This is a genomic window from Ruegeria sp. C11, from assembly GCF_056537725.1.
In genome coordinates this window covers 227,107-244,092 of record NZ_JBQFSB010000001.1, presented here as the reverse complement: position 1 = coordinate 244,092, position 16,986 = coordinate 227,107, and the positions used below count along the sequence as shown (strand labels likewise).

Here is a 16,986-nt window from a genome sequence, read left to right as displayed (position 1 = left end):
GCGTGATAAACCGCCGGGCAAGCAAAAGGACGCCAAGATGAACCTGTTTTCCGAGATCCGCAGCCTTGTTCTGGATGCACTGGGGCAAATGCAAGCCGAAGGGGCCCTGCCTGAAGGGCTGAGCTTTGATAACGTTGCGGTTGAGCCGCCGCGTGACCCCGCCCATGGTGACATGGCGACCAATGCGGCGATGGTTCTTGCGAAACCGGCCAAAATGAAGCCACGCGATATTGCCGAAGTGCTGGCTGAGAAGCTGGCGACCGATGCCAGGGTGACCAGTGCCGAGGTGGCGGGGCCGGGATTTCTGAACCTAAGGCTTGCGAATTCGGTCTGGCAGGGCGTTCTGGCGACCGTTCTGGAAAACGGCACGGAGTTCGGTCGCTCGGCGATGGGGCAGGGGCGGAAGGTCAATGTTGAGTACGTCTCGGCCAATCCCACCGGTCCGTTACATGTCGGACATACACGGGGCGCGGTTTTTGGCGACGCACTGGCAAGCCTGCTGGCCTATGCCGGATATGATGTGACCCGTGAATATTACATCAACGACGGTGGCGCGCAGGTCGATGTACTGGCCCGGTCCGCTTATGAGCGGTACCGCGAAGCAAACGGGCTGAGCCCCGAGATTGCCGAAGGGCTTTATCCCGGTGACTACCTGATCCCGATCGGTGAGGCGCTGAAGGAAAAGTATGGCGATAGCTTGATCGACCAGCCGGAAAGTGTGTGGCTGGAAGATCTGCGGAACATTGCGACCGACGCGATGATGGATTTGATCCGCGCCGACCTGAAAGAGCTGGGCGTCGAGATGGACGTTTTCTTTTCCGAGAAATCGCTCTACGGAACCGGACGGATCGAGGCTGCGTTACAGTCGCTGACCGACAAAGGTCTGATCTACGAAGGCGTTCTGGAACCACCCAAGGGCAAGAAGCCCGAGGATTGGGAACCGCGCCAGCAGACGTTGTTCAAATCGACCGAGCATGGCGATGACGTGGACCGCCCGGTCAAGAAGTCAGACGGCAGCTGGACCTACTTCGCGCCTGATATTGCCTATCATTATGACAAGGTGACCCGTGGGTTTGACGAGCTGATCGATGTGTTTGGCGCAGATCATGGCGGTTACGTCAAACGGATGAAGGCGGCGGTCTCGGCGCTTTCTGACGGCAAGGTGCCGCTGGATATCAAGCTGACGCAGTTGGTGAAGCTCTGGAAAAACGGCGAGCCGTTCAAAATGTCCAAACGGGCGGGGAACTTTGTCACCCTGCGCGACGTGGTCGATCAGGTTGGTCCGGATGTGACCCGTTTTGTCATGCTGACTCGCAAGAACGACGCATCGTTGGACTTCGACTTCGACAAGGTGCTTGAGCAAAGCCGCGAGAACCCTGTGTTCTATGTGCAATACGCCCATGCGCGTGTCATGAGCGTTTTGCGGAAGGCCGCGGAAGCGGGAATTGCGGCTGACGACGAGACCCTTGGCAAAGTGGATTTGAGCAATATCAGCCACGAAACTGAGATGGTCGTTGCCAAGAAATTGGCCGAGTGGCCCCGTCTGGTCGAGATTGCGGCCCGCACCAACGAACCGCATCGTGTGGCCTTCTACCTCTATGAATTGGCAGGAGATTTCCACGCGCTTTGGAACAAAGGCAACGATGAAACATCGCTGCGTTTCCTTCAGGATGGCGATGCTGCCACAAGCCAGTCGAAAATCGCATTGGCCCGGTCCGTTTCTGTTGTGATTTCCGCGGGCTTGGGTATTCTTGGCGTCACTCCGGCGCAGGAGCTGCGTTAACAAGACAGCCAAATCGCCGGTCCGAGGCAGACAAGAAATGACCCGCGCGTCAATTGTTTAGGCGCAAACGGGCAGTGAGGCGGATATGGCGAGTTATAATTACTCGGGGCACACAGGCCCCGGGGATGCGCATTACCAGAATCAGATGCATCCACAGGATGCCTATGAGTTTCAGAACGATCCTGAAGGATATGACGACCTGCCGCCACGCAGTGCGGGCGGGTTCGGTCGAATAGTCAATGTTCTGGGTGCGGCGGCTTCGCTTGCACTGGTCGCCGGTGTCGGCGTCTGGGGTTTTAAACTGGTGATGCGTGATGTCAGCGGAGTGCCGGTGGTGCGGGCCGTAGAAGGGCCGATGCGTATTCAGCCGGAAAGCCCCGGTGGAACGCCAGCCGACCATCAGGGACTGGCCGTAAACGCCGTCGCCGCCAAAGGCACAGCTGCACCGCCAGCCGATCGCCTGATTCTGGCGCCAAAACCCGTGTCACTGACCGACGAAGACACGCCGATGTCCGCGCTGAAGCCCACAAAGGCCGTGCACGTGGTCGAAGAAGAAATCTCGAACCAGGAAGCAGCGGATTTACGGCAAAATGCGGTTGATGCGCTGGTTGCAGAGTTGGCGGGTGAGAGCATCACGGACAGGGGCGAACAGGCTGAAGGCGTGCAACTGGCCTCGCTTACCACGCCCGAGGAAGAACCGGCGATTGATCCCGCCGACCTGATGGCGCAATTGCCTGACCCGGCCTTGCTTGAGGCACCCGGTGTCCGCCGTTCGCTGCGCCCAATTGATCGGCCCGCTCGTGCAACGCCGGCCAAGGTTTCCGAAGATGCAATCAATGCGGCCGTGAAAGCTGCCGCCGGACTTGATGTCGACCCAGATACACTGCCTGTTGGAACAAGGCTGGCGCAGCTTGGCGCCTTTGAAAGTGCCGAAGTTGCTCAGGCTGAATGGGGTCGGATCAATGGTCAGTTTGGTGAATATCTGGATGGAAAGCAACGGGTTATCCAAAAAACCTCAAGCGGCGGGCGAACCTTTTACCGCCTTCGTGCCCTTGGGTTCGAAGACCTGAGCGACTCGCGCCAGTTTTGTGCCGCTCTGGTGGCGCGTGGGGCTGATTGTATCCCGGTAACTGTCCGGTGAAGTTCGGCGCAGTCATTACTGACGCCGCAGGATTGCGGCTGACATCCGAAGAAAAAGCGCTGTTTCGCGATATGAACCCGTTCGGGTTCATTCTTTTTGCGCGAAATGTTGAATCCGCGGATCAGGTGAGCGCTTTGTGTGATGACTTCCGCGAGGCCGTCGGGCGCGATTGTCCTATCACCATCGATCAGGAAGGCGGGCGCGTGCAGCGTCTGCGTGCGCCACTTGCTAGGAACTGGCTGCCTCCGCTGGATCATGTGGAGCGGGCGGGGGAGAACGCCGAACGATCCATGTACCTGCGTTATCGGCTGATTGCGCATGAGTTGCATGCATTGGGGATCGACAGCAATTGCGCGCCAATGGTTGATGTCGCGCAAGAGGGAACGCATCCGTTCCTCCTCAACCGTTGTTATGGCCGCGATACCGAGACGGTTGGACGGATTGGCCGGTCCGTGGCGCAGGGGCTTCTGGATGGCGGCGTGTTGCCGGTTATTAAGCATATGCCGGGACATGGACGTTCAACGCTCGATACACATTTTGATCTGCCGCATGTTGATTTGCCTCTGTCCGAGCTAGAGCAAAGCGATTTTGCAACTTTCCGAGCGCTGAACGACCTGCCGATGGGGATGAGCGCGCATTTGGTCTTTGACCAGATTGACAGTTTGCCCGCGACAATTTCGGCCCTGGTGATGACAGTGATCCGGGAAAACATCGGCTTTGATGGTTTGATCATGACCGATGACATTTCAATGAAGGCGTTGAGCGGCACAGCGAGCGAACTTTCACGGAAAGCACTGGATGCCGGTTGTGACGTGGCTCTGCATTGCAACGGCTCATTTGCTGATCGCAAAGAGGTCTTGGAGGTTGCCGGTGAGATGACGGACGTTGCACAACAACGTGCCGAGCGTGCACTTGCCATGCGGAAAGCGCCGCAGGAACTTGACATCCCCGCCGCCGAAGCGGAACTATCTCGCCTGATGGGCGGGCAGGTGTATGACGGATAACCTTTTCAGCGAAGATCCCATTTCGGTCGCTGATCGCCTTGCGGCTGAGGCGCTGATTGTCGATGTGGACGGCTTTGAAGGTCCACTTGATGTTCTGTTGACTTTGTCCCGGACCCAAAAGGTCGATCTACGCAAAATCTCGGTTCTGGCTTTGGCCCAGCAATATCTGGCTTTTGTTGAAAAGGCGCGGGCGTTGCGGATCGAACTGGCCGCCGACTATCTGGTGATGGCGGCCTGGCTGGCATTCCTGAAATCCCGTTTATTGCTACCGCCTGATCCCGATGAAGAAGGGCCAACAGGTGAAGAACTAGCCGCGCACCTGGCGTTTCAGCTTGAGCGTCTGCAGGCGATGCGCGATGCCGCTGCACGGTTGATGGCGCGTGACCAGTTGGGGCGCGATTTCTTCAAACGGGGGCAGGCCGAGGATGTCACCCGCATCAGAACCGTTACCTATTCGGCCACGCTACTGGATCTTATGCAAGGCTACGCGCGCATCCGCACACGGGACGAATTCCGCCCCTTTGTGATGGACCGCGACGCAGTATTCACGATGGAGCAGGCACTGGACCGGATGCGGCCCCTGATCGGGTTTGCCGGGACGTGGACCGACATGGAAAGCTATCTTCCGGATGGCTGGCATGCCGACCCCATGCGGCGGCGCTCGGCCACGGCTGCAACTTTTGCCGCCTCGCTGGAACTGGTAAAAGAGGGACACATGGAGATCAGGCAGAGCGATACCTTTGCGCCGATCCATTTGCGCAAGAGGACCGAAAAACGTGACTGACGCCACCCAAGACGACGGCACCGGCACTCTGTTCGAGGCGCCACCTCTGGCCGAACAGGAACGAATGGTCGAGGCAGTCCTGTTTGCCAGTGCAGAGCCCGTGAGTGTTGCCGACCTCGAAGCGCGTATGCCGCATGGTAGCGATGCCGGGCAAGCGCTTGAATTGCTTAGGAAACGGTATGAGGGACGCGGTGTTCGCGTTGTTCAGGTTGGTGAGGCATGGGCCATTCGGACGGCCCCTGATCTGGGGTTTCTGATGCAGAAGGAAACCGTCGAAACCCGCAAGTTGAGCCGGGCGGCCATCGAAACATTGGCCATTGTGTCCTACCATCAGCCCTGCACGCGGGCCGAGATCGAGGAAATCCGCGGTGTCTCCGTTTCGCGCGGCACAATCGACCAGTTGTTGGAAATGGAGTGGATACGCCTTGGCCGCCGCCGCATGACGCCGGGCCGTCCAGTGACCTTTGTCGTGACACCACAGTTTCTGGATCATTTCGGTCTGGAAAGCGCGCGCGACTTGCCGGGGCTCAAGGAACTGCGCGCGGCCGGTCTGTTGGAAAACCGCCCACCGCCGGGCGCGATGCCATTGGCCGAGGGGCGTGACGAAGGCGAAGACAGTGATGATCAATCGGAACTTTTTGAAGAAGAGTGATCGGTGATGCCTTATTATTTCCCTTTCCATCGTCCATATGACTGTGAGCAACCTGGAGGCTGAAATGAACGCAAACCGGATCATCGACATAATCGTACGTCAGGTCATGCGCCGACTTGTGACTCGAGGTGTCGACAAAGGATTTGAAGTCGCAGGCCGCATGTCACAAAAAGACGATGGTAGCCCAAGCAACAAAAAGCCTGTGGCTACTTCTGGCCAACAGAAAAACACCCGGCAAGCGCAGCGGGTGGCTCGCCAAATGCGCCGATTTATTCGATTTTAATTCAGCGGGTTACGAGGGTACTCTGAAGTGTTTGGACAGTTTCAAACCCTGTCCCTGATAGTTCGAGGCAATGCCCGCACCATATAGCTGTGTCGGCATTTCTGCCATTCTTTCATAGACCAGCCGGCCTACGACCTGCCCGTGTTCAAGGACAAACGGCGCTTCGTGGCACCGCACTTCCAGAACGCCACGGGATCCGGCACCACCAGCTGCGGCGTGGCCGAAACCGGGATCAAAAAAGCCTGCGTAGTGAACACGAAACTCACCTACCATGGCCAGATAAGGGGCCATTTCGGCTGCATACATGGGCGGAATGTGCACGGCCTCTCGGCTGACAAGAATGTAAAACGCACCGGGGTCCAGAATGATGCGCCCGTCGCGGGTTCGCACTTCCTCCCAGTATTCCTGTGGGTCGTAGGCACCAATGCGATCCAGATCAATCACCCCGGTATGCGGCTTGGCGCGATATCCGACCAGATCGGTATTGGGAAGGCGCAGATCGACGGAAAAGCCCAGCCCGTCCTGAATGACCGCCGGCCCGTCAACCAGTGGCATTTCCTGATGCAGGGCAGTCAGTTCAGAATCGCTCAGCACAGCTTGTCCCTGACGAAAGCGAATCTGATTCAGACGCATTCCGGGGCGCACCAGAACTGAAAAGGACCTTGGACAGATCTCGGCATATAGCGGGCCGGAATATCCTGCGGGAATGCGATCGAACTCGGCCCCGCCATCGGTGATCGTCCTTGTCAACAGGTCCAGCCTGCCGGTCGAACTTTTTGCGTTTGCCACTGCGCTTGTGTTCTGCGGCAGGGCCAGCGATTCCATCAACGGAACCAGATAGACGCAGCCTTTTTCCAGTACAGCGCCATCGCTGATGTCGATCCGATGCATCTCGAACTCGGAAAGCCGGTCGGATACAGAACGCCCTTCACCCGCCAAAAATGAGGCGCGCACACGGTAAGCTACTGTTCCAAGGCGTAAATCCAAGCTGGCAGGTTGTACCTGCGCGTCAAGTATATCGGGGCTCGCAGTGATCTCACCACGCCCAATCATCGCTTCGATCTGCTGGTTCGGACACACGCCTGTCATTCTGATCCCCCTCCGCGCCAGAGGATCTGGCCTGTCTTCCGGATACGTCGGTGTGATTTGGTCGGGCTAGCAGGACTCGAACCTGCGACCTTCCGTCCCCCAGACGGACGCGCTACCAGGCTGCGCCATAGCCCGACGTTGGGCTGTTCATAAAGGTTTTCCCGGCAGGGGCAAGAGGAAAACATTGCCTTTTTTCTTATCCCGCCGGTCGATTTTCGACCCGGTTCAACCAAGCCCGCAAGTCCTTGGCGATCGGCTCGATTTTTCGCAGAACCTCGTCGTCGAAATCCGTTGTTTGCCATGCTTGTGAAGCGATTCCGCCAAATAATGGCGCGGTGCTAATCTCTTTCAGCTCGGGCGTTTCCTCGGCCGGATGATCATTCGATTCACTTGCGGCGCCTGCGCCGTTCGCTTTCTGTGCGGGCGGTACATGCAGATCCATGTCGAACTGCCCGCTGTCAGCAGATACAGGTTTGGGCGAGAAGGGTACTACCGTCTCGTCCACCACCGGCTGGACGGCAGAGGTTTCATCAAGGCTCTGGGACAGGGACGACACGTGGCCGACACCCTGTTCTCGCAGAATACGCTGCACGCCTTTTATGGTTATGCCGTCGTCGTGCAGCAGCTTTTTAATGCCACCCAGCAGACGCATATCATTCGGGCGGTAATAACGGCGCCCGCCCGCGCGTTTGACTGGTTTTACCTGATTGAATCGGCTTTCCCAGAAGCGCAGGACATGGGCCTGAACACCGAGCCAATCCGCAACTTCACTGATTGTGCGAAACGCGTCGGGGGACTTGCTCATATCCGCGCGACCTCAGACTTACTTGCGATTCCCGGCGGCAACACGATCCTTCATCAGATGCGAAGGACGGAAGGTCAGCACGCGACGCGGCTGAATGGGAACCTCTTCTCCGGTTTTGGGGTTGCGGCCGATACGGGCTGTTTTGTCCCGAACGCTGAACGTACCGAAAGAAGATATCTTTACCTGCTCGCCACGCACCAAGGCGTCGGACATGTGGTTCAGAACGCTTTCGACCAGTTGCGCGCTTTCGTTGCGTGACAGACCAACCTCACGAAAGACGGCCTCGCTCAGATCCATTCGGGTCAGTGTTTTTTCGCCCATACCATTTCCCCTGTTGATATCAGAGCATAGGGTGAGGGGAAATTCACTGTCAATATCAATGAATTGCAGTCGCCTTTGTAAGCTGGAATGCGCCAGTTACCAGCGTAGGACAACCGCGCCCCAGGCCAGGCCACCACCAATTGCCTCGGTTACGATCAAATCGCCGTCCTTGATCTGACCACGCTGCTTGCCCACCGACAGGGCGAGTGGAATCGATGCCGCCGAGGTATTGCCGTGATCCTGAACCGTCACGACAACCTGTTCCATCGGCAGGCCCATTTTCTTTGCTGTGCCCTGAATAATGCGGATATTGGCCTGATGCGGTACGATCCAATCCACGTCCGATGCGCCCAGCCCGGCCTTATCCAGCGCGGTTTCGGCCGTTTTGGTCAGTTTTTCTACGGCGTGACGGAATACCTGATTGCCTTGCATACGCAGATGTCCCGTTGACTGAGTCGAGACACCGCCGTCAACGTACAACAAATCCTTGTATCGCCCATCTGAGTTGAGATCAGTGGACAGGATACCGCGATCTTCCGAGGTACCATTGCCTTCCTGCGCTTCGAGAATCAGCGCACCTGCGCCATCGCCGAACAGAACGCAGGTTGAACGGTCGCTCCAATCCATGATCCGGGAAAAGGTTTCAGCCCCAATCACCAGTACTCGATTAGCCTGACCAGACAGAATCAGCGCGTTTGCATTGCTCAGCGCATAGACGAATCCTGCACACACGGCCTGAACGTCAAAAGCAAAGCCCTTGGTCATGCCCAGTTGCGCCTGAACCATCGTCGCTGCCGAAGGAAAGGTCAGATCGGCAGTCGATGTCGCCAGCACGATTGCGTCGATGTCATCGGCTGTCAGGCCGGCATCTTCAAGTGCCGCCTCGGCGGCTTTGGTGGCCAGATCCGATGTTGTTTCATCATCGGCCGCAAAATGGCGGCGTTCGATTCCCGAACGCGAGCGTATCCATTCATCGGATGTTTCGAGTGTTGCCTCGAATTCGGCATTCGGGACTATGCGCTTTGGCAAATAGTGTCCAACACCTACAACGACTGAGCGGCCTGCCATTTTTGGTACTGCCTTTATTGTTATTTTTCGGTCTGCGACGCAGCTTGCGCGGCATCTTGGGCAAGCTCGGTCGTGGATGCAACCCGTGCGGCCAATTTTTCGGCAAAGCCGGACTGCGCCAGCGTGAACGCAAGCTTGACCGCAGCACTGACGCCCGTCTCGTCGGCGCCGCCGTGGGATTTGACCACTGTTCCGTTGAGGCCAAGGAAAACACCGCCGTTCACACGGCGGGGGTCAATACGTTTTCTGAGCCGCTGCAACGACGTAATCGCCAGCACGGACGCCAGGCGGGAAAGCGGAGAGTATTTGAACGCCTCACGCAGCAGATCGCCAATCAGACTGGCAGTCCCTTCTCCGGTTTTGATTGCCACGTTTCCGGTAAAACCGTCGGTTACAATCACGTCAGCCTTGTCGCCGGGGATGTCACTGCCTTCCACAAAGCCGACAAACTCGAAATTTGCTGTGCTTGCAAATTCCGCGATCATGCCATGTGCTTCCTTAAGCTCGGCGCGGCCCTTGTGTTCTTCTGTGCCGACATTCAGCAGGCCGATCCGAGGCCTTGCAAGCGCCAGACCATTGCGCGCGTAGGATGCCCCCATCAGCGCGAATTGCAGAAGATCCTTGGCATCGGCGCGGACGTCGGCGCCCACATCGAGCATGACGTTGAAGCCATGCGGGTTACGGGACGGCCAGAGGATGGCAATAGCTGGCCGGTTCACGCCCGGCAGTTTGCGCAGGCGCATCATCGACAATGCCATCAGCGCGCCGGTATTGCCGCAGGATACAGCACCATGGGCCTCACCCGCGCGCACTGATTCCAGTGCCGACCACATAGAGGTCTCTTTACCGTTGCGAACCACCTGGCTGGGCTTGTCCTCCATCGTGACGACGTCAGGAGAATCGCGAAAAACGACGCGTCCGTCCAGGACACGCCGTTTTGCTACAAGCTTGCGAAGCACATCTTCCTTGCCGTGAAGAATGAACCCGATTTCCGGGTTCTTCTTCGCGGATTGCGCAATGCCAGCCACAACGACCGAGGGACCCGCGTCCCCGCCCATGGCGTCAACCGAGATGACAATCTGTCCGGTCTGATCGGGCTGTGCCGTCATGCCGTGGCCTGCGCTCGAATGGGCTTAGGCCGCGTCTTCGTCCAGGTCGATTTCGTCGGCCTGTGCGACGACTTCGCGATCATCATAGTGGCCGCAGGACGCGCATACGTGATGCGGGCGCTTCAGCTCACCGCAGTTCGCACACTCGTTCGGGTTTGCAGCAACCAGAGCGTCGTGCGCGCGGCGGTTGTTGCGGCGCGACTTGGAAACTTTGTTCTGTTGGACAGCCATTGTCTCAACCTTTGTCTGACTGGGGCCTGCGGATTCGCCGCCGGGCCGGGTTACATTCTTCGTTTTTCTCGTGGCGTGACGCGCGTTTAGGGCACCGCCCACGCTATGTCCAACCTAAAATCCGATGAGCGCGCGAAAATACTGCGATTCTCGACAGGTTCAAGAGATTTTTCTGAAGGCGTGCTATGACAGGAAATCAGGTCTCTGTCACTCGTCTTTTTTCAGGGTATCGCGCAATCCCGCCAACCCGGCGAAGGGTTTGGTTTCCTCATCCGTCATCGGCTGTTTTCCGGGTTCGGTATAGATCGCCTGACCCAGATCCGCGCCGTCCTTGCGCGGGTACTGTGGCAGAGCCAGTGACAGAGCTTCGGCCATAACTGCACCGGGGTCGATTTCCGGGCCCAGGGCTTCGGTTTCCTCATCGTCCGGCATTTCCACCTCGGCCTCGTCCGGCTCGGTCCATTTTTTGAGGTAGACCCTGCGAACCTGTGTGTCGATGCGGGTAGTGACCGGTTCCAGCGTGACGACACAGGGCTGAATCACTGTCGCGCCCAACCTGCCGGTCAAAACCCAGTCCTGTTTACCCTGTCCGGTGACCTCGCCCACAAAGCTGACCTTTCGTAAGCCCAGCAGATCGAGTTCTTGCCTGAGCGTGTTCAATTGATCAGTATTTGGGCGCAAATCAAAGGTGGTCGGCGTGTTTTGGGGCAGATCGGCCACCCGGAACGCGGAACTGAGTGTCATGCGGGGTCTTTCGTGTGTTGAACCAAAGCGGCGGTTTCTATAATCGGATAGAAGCCGATTGGCGGCAACGCAAGAGGATGTAGATGTTGAAGATCGAAGACAAGTTGAAACCGGCGGTCAGAATCATTGCGTTCGGCACATGTCTTGCGGCTGCGGCGGCCTGCACTCCGATCTACAGAAACCATGGATATGTTCCGACATCGGAAGAACTGGCCGAAGTGAAGGTTGGTGTGGATACCCGCGACAGCGTGATCGAAACGATTGGAGCGCCGAGTTCTTCGGGTGTCCTGAAGGATTCGGGATACTATTATGTCGCATCCCGGATGCGCCACTATGGCCCGAAAGAGCCTCAGGTTGTCTCGCGTGAGCTTGTGGCAATCAGCTTTGACCAGCGCGGGGTGGTTCGCAACGTCGAGCGCTATGGGCTGGAAGACGGAATCGTCGTGCCGCTTGAGCGTCGTGTGACCAGCTCCAGCGTTCAGGACAAGACGTTCCTGCGTCAGCTTCTGGGCAACATCGGTACGTTTAACCCGGCGACGGTCACCGGCAACTGATACCGCATTCTCCTACGGCTCGTCACACGCTGGTCACATCTTGTATGCTAGGCGTGCGGTCACAAGGGTACCGGATGCAATCTGCGGAGGATCAGACCTTGGCAGGAACAGTGTTGCTGAAAAAGGGTCGGTATCGCGCCCGAGTGGCGCATACTGCAAAGGATGTAGAGGCGGCTCAGGCGCTGCGTACATTGGCCTTCGGAACACCTGATACTGATCGGGACAGGTTCGATGATCTGTGCGCACATGTGCTTGTCGAAGACCTGCAGCAGGGGCGGCCGGTGTGCTGTTTCCGGATGCTGACCCTGACGGATGGCGGCGACATTCAGCGCAGTTATTCCGCGCAGTATTATGACCTGTCGGCAATGGCGGATTACCAAGGTCCCATGGTCGAGATGGGGCGTTTCTGCATTCATCCGGAATGGAAGGACCCTGACATCCTGCGTGTCGCTTGGGGGGCAATGACGGCTTATGTGGATCGCAACGGGATCAGGATGCTGTTTGGCTGCTCTTCCTTTGCCGGGACCGAGACCGGTGAATACCTGGATGCCTTTGCCGTGCTCAAAGACCGGCATTTGGGGCCAAAGCAGTGGTTGCCGCGGGTGAAGGCGCCGGATGTTTTCCGTTTTGCGGCGCGTCTGCGCCGCCGGCCGGATATGAAAAAGGCGATGTTGCGGATGCCACCATTGCTGCGGACCTATCTGTTGATGGGGGGCTGGGTCAGCGACCATGCGGTTGTGGACCGGCACTTGAACACGCTTCACGTGTTCACCGGGCTTGAAATCGGGGCAATCCCCCCGGCACGCAAGCGTTTGCTGCGTTCAGTGGCCGGGTAGAGCCTGTATTTGGAACGAGAAGAAGATCAGGGCGTTGACGCTTCGTCCCAGCCGGTTTAGCTGGCGGGCATGGCTCGAATTCCTTTGCTACAGATGTCCGGCATTTCCCTGACTTTCGGGGGTGATCCGGTGTTTTCCGAACTTGAACTGGTGGTCCAGCCCGGTGACCGGGTGGCGCTGGTTGGTCGAAACGGATCGGGAAAATCCACCCTGATGAAGGTTATGGCCGGATTGGTCGAACCTGATAAGGGCGATATTGTCATTCCACCTGGAAAGTCAGTGGGATACATGGAGCAGGACCCCGGAATGGAGGGGTTTGCGACGCTGGGCGACTACGCCTCCAGCGGTCTGGAGCCGGGCGAGCTTTACAAGGTTGAACGCGCTGGAGAGGGGCTGAAGTTTGACCCTTCGCGCGCGGTCGGGACAGCCTCGGGTGGAGAGCGGCGTCGCGCGGCATTGGCCAAGCTGATGGCCGAAGCACCCGATCTGATGCTGCTGGACGAACCCACCAACCACCTTGATATCGAAGCGATTTCTTGGCTGGAAAGGGAATTGGGCGCCACCCGGGCGGCCTTTGTTCTGATCTCACACGACCGTGCCTTTCTGCGGGCGCTAACCCGTGCGACCTTGTGGATCGACCGTGGTGTGGTGCGGCGGCAGGAGAAGGGCTTTGAGGCCTTTGAAGCGTGGCGTGACAAGGTTTGGGAAGACGAGGATATGCAGCGGCACAAGCTGGATCGTCTGATCAAATCCGAGGGACGATGGGCGGTTGAAGGCATCAGTGCGCGGCGCAAGCGAAATCAGGGGCGGGTTCGGGCGTTGCAAGCGCTTCGGGCCGAGAGGGCCTCGCAGATAAAACGGCAGGGTTCTGCCGCCATGTCATTGGAATCCGGTCCGAAATCCGGCCGAAAGGTGATCGAGGCGAAAGGTCTGGCCAAGAGTTTCGATGGCAAACAGATTGTTCGGAATTTCGATCTGCTGGTGCAGCGTGGTGACCGTGTGGCGTTTGTCGGGCCCAACGGAGTGGGTAAGACGACGCTGTTGAAAATGCTTCTGGGTGAGGTGGCGCCGGATGAGGGTTCAGTGGCGCTGGGAACGAACCTCGAGACGGTGGTGTTCGATCAGGCGCGCGCTCAGTTGGACCCCGAGATGAGCCTTTGGGACAGCCTGACCGGTGATCCCACAATGCGGGTGTCAGGCAAGGCCGATCAGGTTATGGTGCGCGGCCAACCCAAGCATGTCGTTGGTTATCTTAAAGAATTTCTGTTTGATGAGCGGCAGGCGCGGGCGCCGGTGCGGTCTCTTTCAGGGGGTGAAAAGGCGCGTTTGCTGTTGGCAAAGCTGATGGCGCGCAGTTCGAACCTGCTGGTTCTGGATGAACCTACGAACGATCTGGATGTCGAGACGCTGGACCTGTTGCAGGAATTGCTGGACGACTATGACGGTAGTGTTCTGCTGGTCAGCCACGACCGGGATTTTCTGGACCGCGTGGCAACGACCACCATCGCCATGGAAGGCAACGGGCGTGCTACGGTCTATGCGGGTGGATGGTCCGACTACATCGCGCAGCGCGGCGACGTGACCGATAAAAAAGACGAAAAAACAAAGCAATCAAAGCCGAAGGTAAAGCAGGAAGCGAAGCCGAAAACTGGTTTGTCCTTTTCGGAAAAGCACCGGCTGGAAAAGCTGCCTGCCGAGATTGCACGACTGGAGGCCGAGATCGGTAAACTCGAAGAGCTCATGTCCGATCCTGAATTGTTCACCCGCGAGCCGGTCAAGTTTCAGAAGGCAACCGACGCGTTGGTAGAACGGCAGGAAAAACTGGCCGCCGCCGAAGAGGAGTGGCTGACGCTGGAAGAGAAGGCTGAGGCCGAAAAGTTATGATTTGTACATCCCGAATGGGGGTGTTTGTCTGGATTGTACAAAACCCAGGACCCTTCGGGCGCGACGTGTAACTGTCCAAAGCGCGGATATGAACCCGCCCGACCGGCTGCCATCTGTGGTCACGATGCCAGCCGGAATCGGTGATGGAATTACCGCATCCGCAATGCGCCGTCGATGCGGATGACCTCGCCGTTCAGGTATCCCATTTCGACGATGAATCCGGCCAGACGGCCGTACTCGCGCGGATCACCAAGGCGGGCGGGGTTCGGTACGTCGGCTGCAAGTTGTTGCTGAACCTCTTCGGGCAGACCGGCCAGCATCGGCGTCATGAAGATACCGGGCGCAATGGTCATCACCCGAATACCGCTTGAGGCCAGATCGCGGGACATCGGAAGGGTCATGCCGACGACACCGCCTTTTGAGGCAGCATAGGCTGCTTGTCCTTTTTGACCGTCGAAGGCGGCGATCGAGGCGGTGTTGATGATGACCCCGCGTGCGCCGTCCGCTTCGGGTTCGTTCTTTGCCATTTCGACAGACGCAAGGCGCGAGACGTTGAAGGTGCCGACAAGGTTGATGTCGATTGTGCGCTGAAAGGCGTCCAGAGGATGGGGGCCGTCCTTGCCGACAGTCTTGATGCCATAGGCGATCCCGGCGCAGTTCACGGTTGCGGTGATCTTGCCCATCTTTTCGCTGGCCAGCGCGACTGCGGCAGCAACCGAGGCTTCATCCGTCACGTCGGTTTGCGCGAAATGTCCGCCGATTTCCTTGGCAACCGCGGGGCCGCGTTCGGCATCACGGTCAAGGATTGTGACCTGTGCGCCGTTTTCGGCAAAGTAGCGGGCGGTGGCCTCACCCAGCCCCGAAGCGCCGCCGGTGATGATCGCGGCTGTAGTGGACAATTGCATGGCGGGTTCCTCTCCCATAATATGAACATGTGTTCAAATAATATATTGCCGGTGCGTATGTCCAGCCGTGTGAAGAGAGGGCCATCCTCTGAGTGTTTGCTTTCCGCCAATAGTGACGGATGGTCTCGCCGCGAAAATGCGACTTACCCTCCTCGCAAGGCTGCATCATTGCCCCTGTCAGGGGTGCTGAATCCTACACACGCTGAACTAGCCGTGCCGGATGTCCCCCCATGCCTTGTCCCAACGGCCATTGGCCAAGTCTGCAGGTGAAATGAACACGCCGAGACTTGAGACGTCACCCCACATCCAGCCCACAAGATCACTGCTGGGAACTTCCAACAGAAACACCGGGTCCGTAAGGCTTGAGGAAGAGAATCCGCCATCCAGATTGCCCCCCATCGTGAGATATTCGCTCGTCTGATCTGAACGCCACACCGCCTCATAGAGGTCGCGAGTGGCTTCAGGAACACTGCCCGGGTCATTGACCATTGCGTCTTTGGCCAGCATCTCGAACGCCACCATAGCCTCGGAAGCGAACCAATAATCGTCAAACACCGGACGCGGCGCGCCCAGCTTTTTTTGTCCGTCGCCTTCACCGGTGAATTCGCTGTCCTGGAACCTTATGTTGTCGAGCTCGGCCAAAAGGTCGTCCACTTCGGACGGACCAAAAATCATGTCCGGCTCAGACGCCAGCCGCGCCGCGATTGGTTCAAGCAGGCTTATGGCAGCCAGGCGCGAGTCCTTCACTTTCTGGGCAAGCGCCATGCGCGCAGGGGCTGCCGCTAAGGCCCCGCTGGTTTCGGGAGCCTTCAGCACGCGTTCGCAGTTCGAGATTGTACTTTCCTGAGATTCTATCCCACGCGCCTGCGCTGCAATAAGAGCAGACACAAGAGCCCGTGCGCCAGACCGATTGAAGGGACGGAATTCTGGCGATCTGGGATCATAGTCGTTATAGATCGTCGCCCGCGGGCGCTCAGCGGGCACACTGGGTTTCTGAGACTCGCCCGACTTGTCATGGGGCTGAACTTTCAGAGAAAATCGGGGTGGATGCGGTGCCACAGAAAGGCCAGCCCGGGTCAGTACCTTTCTTGCCCCGTCACCAGTGGTACCAAAGTAGAATGTGCGATCAACTTCTGGCCAGGGGCGCGTGGCGACAGGGCCGCTGAAATGAAAGACCTGAAAATTATTGTCGATCCCCCCTTCGGTCGGAACGAAGAAAGCCAGCCAGCCTTCGCGCGGCCCGAGGCCACCCCAAATGCCTGCCGGTAGTTCCTCCAACGCAATCTGGGCGATGAACCAACTTGGTGATCCATTGACCTGAGGCCAGCCCATGACCGAAGGCAGCATGGGGGCCCCTCCAATCCAGCTGCGTCCGCTGCCGGATTGCCCGGGCAGGAGCGGCACCAACTTAACCTGATCAGCATGGTAGTCTACGGATCCCGCGCCGTCGAATTCGGGCGTTTGGTCCTGTGGCGCAGGTTCACCGTACGAGGAGATAGGTGTGGACAGCGGATCGTTGCGGTTTGTTCCGGAGCGTGAGGTTGAGCGGCGGCGGTCCATCCCCATCAGCTTTGCCATGGGGTGATCCTTACGCGGTTTGAAGATGAACGACAGGATCACAAGCGGAATACTCTGCTGAATCAGTGTCCAGTTCACCGGATCCGATTTTGCTCCGATGACGATCATGATGAGGCCTGCAATTCCGACAACGGGTGCAAGGTATTGGGCAATGTTAAATAATTGGCGCATTAACTCTGGCTGCTCTTCCAGTTAGGCAAAATGTGATGCGAATG

At 58.0% G+C, this 16,986-nt stretch carries 18 protein-coding genes and 1 tRNA gene; 9 read left to right on the top strand and 10 right to left on the bottom strand.

Features of this window, described 5'->3' with window-relative positions; all coding sequences use genetic code 11:
- Window positions 1-37: 37 nt before the first annotated feature.
- The 6 genes from argS (at window position 38) to ACR0NA_RS01235 (ending at window position 5,647) form a co-directional block, all read left to right on the top strand.
- Window positions 38-1,783 carry an arginine--tRNA ligase gene (gene argS, locus ACR0NA_RS01260; protein ID WP_480725981.1) on the top strand — a complete coding sequence of 582 codons (1,746 nt, stop codon included), beginning with the start codon at window positions 38-40 and terminating at the stop codon, window positions 1,781-1,783.
- A gap of 85 nt (window positions 1,784-1,868) precedes the next feature.
- Entirely contained in the window at window positions 1,869-2,924 is a 1,056-nt protein-coding gene (locus tag ACR0NA_RS01255) for an SPOR domain-containing protein (RefSeq protein ID WP_480725411.1), read from the top strand.
- Window positions 2,921-3,928 (top strand): beta-N-acetylhexosaminidase, encoded by a 1,008-nt coding sequence (gene nagZ / locus ACR0NA_RS01250; RefSeq protein ID WP_480725409.1) that lies wholly within the window; start codon window positions 2,921-2,923, stop codon window positions 3,926-3,928. Before ACR0NA_RS01255 ends, nagZ begins: the two co-directional genes overlap by 4 nt.
- Window positions 3,918-4,712, top strand: coding sequence for a segregation and condensation protein A (locus ACR0NA_RS01245; RefSeq protein WP_480725406.1), 795 nt, complete (start codon window positions 3,918-3,920; stop codon window positions 4,710-4,712). The genes nagZ and ACR0NA_RS01245 overlap by 11 nt, the downstream gene beginning before the upstream one ends.
- Window positions 4,705-5,364 (top strand): SMC-Scp complex subunit ScpB, encoded by a 660-nt coding sequence (gene scpB, locus ACR0NA_RS01240; RefSeq protein WP_480449822.1) that lies wholly within the window; start codon window positions 4,705-4,707, stop codon window positions 5,362-5,364. Before ACR0NA_RS01245 ends, scpB begins: the two co-directional genes overlap by 8 nt.
- A gap of 64 nt (window positions 5,365-5,428) precedes the next feature.
- Window positions 5,429-5,647 carry a hypothetical protein gene (locus ACR0NA_RS01235; protein WP_480725404.1) on the top strand — a complete coding sequence of 73 codons (219 nt, stop codon included), beginning with the start codon at window positions 5,429-5,431 and terminating at the stop codon, window positions 5,645-5,647.
- A 9-nt stretch (window positions 5,648-5,656) separates the two neighbouring features.
- On the opposite strand, the gene ACR0NA_RS01230 is transcribed toward ACR0NA_RS01235, so the two are convergent.
- The 8 genes from ACR0NA_RS01230 to ACR0NA_RS01195 all read right to left on the bottom strand — a co-directional run bounded on the left by ACR0NA_RS01230 (window position 5,657) and on the right by ACR0NA_RS01195 (window position 11,014).
- On the bottom strand, window positions 5,657-6,736 hold the full coding sequence (locus ACR0NA_RS01230) for a 2'-deoxycytidine 5'-triphosphate deaminase (RefSeq protein WP_480725401.1): 1,080 nt from the start codon (window positions 6,734-6,736) through the stop codon (window positions 5,657-5,659).
- A 58-nt stretch (window positions 6,737-6,794) separates the two neighbouring features.
- A tRNA-Pro gene (locus ACR0NA_RS01225) sits at window positions 6,795-6,871 on the bottom strand.
- 61 nt (window positions 6,872-6,932) lie between these two features.
- Entirely contained in the window at window positions 6,933-7,541 is a 609-nt protein-coding gene (locus tag ACR0NA_RS01220) for a MerR family transcriptional regulator (protein ID WP_480725399.1), read from the bottom strand.
- Between the two features lie 18 nt (window positions 7,542-7,559).
- A complete protein-coding gene (gene ihfA / locus ACR0NA_RS01215) occupies window positions 7,560-7,862 on the bottom strand; it encodes an integration host factor subunit alpha (protein WP_170564321.1) in 303 nt (100 codons plus the stop codon).
- A 96-nt stretch (window positions 7,863-7,958) separates the two neighbouring features.
- On the bottom strand, window positions 7,959-8,930 hold the full coding sequence (locus ACR0NA_RS01210) for a beta-ketoacyl-ACP synthase III (protein ID WP_480725397.1): 972 nt from the start codon (window positions 8,928-8,930) through the stop codon (window positions 7,959-7,961).
- Window positions 8,931-8,950: 20 nt separating this feature from the next.
- Entirely contained in the window at window positions 8,951-10,039 is a 1,089-nt protein-coding gene (gene plsX, locus ACR0NA_RS01205; protein WP_480725394.1) for a phosphate acyltransferase PlsX, read from the bottom strand.
- A 24-nt stretch (window positions 10,040-10,063) separates the two neighbouring features.
- The gene (gene rpmF, locus ACR0NA_RS01200; RefSeq protein ID WP_037316137.1) at window positions 10,064-10,270 is read right to left on the bottom strand and encodes a 50S ribosomal protein L32; all 207 of its coding nucleotides are present in this window, start codon (window positions 10,268-10,270) and stop codon (window positions 10,064-10,066) included.
- Between the two features lie 207 nt (window positions 10,271-10,477).
- Window positions 10,478-11,014, bottom strand: a complete 537-nt coding sequence (locus ACR0NA_RS01195) for a YceD family protein (RefSeq protein WP_480725391.1) — start codon at window positions 11,012-11,014, stop codon at window positions 10,478-10,480.
- An 83-nt stretch (window positions 11,015-11,097) separates the two neighbouring features.
- Here ACR0NA_RS01195 and ACR0NA_RS01190 point away from each other — a divergent pair, with 83 nt between their 5' ends.
- The 3 genes from ACR0NA_RS01190 (at window position 11,098) to ACR0NA_RS01180 (ending at window position 14,288) form a co-directional block, all read left to right on the top strand.
- Window positions 11,098-11,568, top strand: a complete 471-nt coding sequence (locus ACR0NA_RS01190) for an outer membrane protein assembly factor BamE domain-containing protein (protein ID WP_170652102.1) — start codon at window positions 11,098-11,100, stop codon at window positions 11,566-11,568.
- A 74-nt stretch (window positions 11,569-11,642) separates the two neighbouring features.
- A complete protein-coding gene (locus ACR0NA_RS01185) occupies window positions 11,643-12,404 on the top strand; it encodes a GNAT family N-acetyltransferase (protein ID WP_480725388.1) in 762 nt (253 codons plus the stop codon).
- Between the two features lie 69 nt (window positions 12,405-12,473).
- Complete coding sequence (locus ACR0NA_RS01180; protein ID WP_480725386.1) at window positions 12,474-14,288, top strand: ABC-F family ATP-binding cassette domain-containing protein; 1,815 nt, start codon at window positions 12,474-12,476, stop codon at window positions 14,286-14,288.
- A gap of 149 nt (window positions 14,289-14,437) precedes the next feature.
- Here the strand turns inward: ACR0NA_RS01180 and ACR0NA_RS01175 are convergent, their stop codons facing one another.
- Window positions 14,438-15,193, bottom strand: coding sequence for an SDR family NAD(P)-dependent oxidoreductase (locus ACR0NA_RS01175; protein ID WP_480449815.1), 756 nt, complete (start codon window positions 15,191-15,193; stop codon window positions 14,438-14,440).
- A gap of 207 nt (window positions 15,194-15,400) precedes the next feature.
- Complete coding sequence (locus tag ACR0NA_RS01170) at window positions 15,401-16,942, bottom strand: DUF1963 domain-containing protein (protein WP_480725383.1); 1,542 nt, start codon at window positions 16,940-16,942, stop codon at window positions 15,401-15,403.
- Window positions 16,943-16,986: the final 44 nt, after the last annotated feature.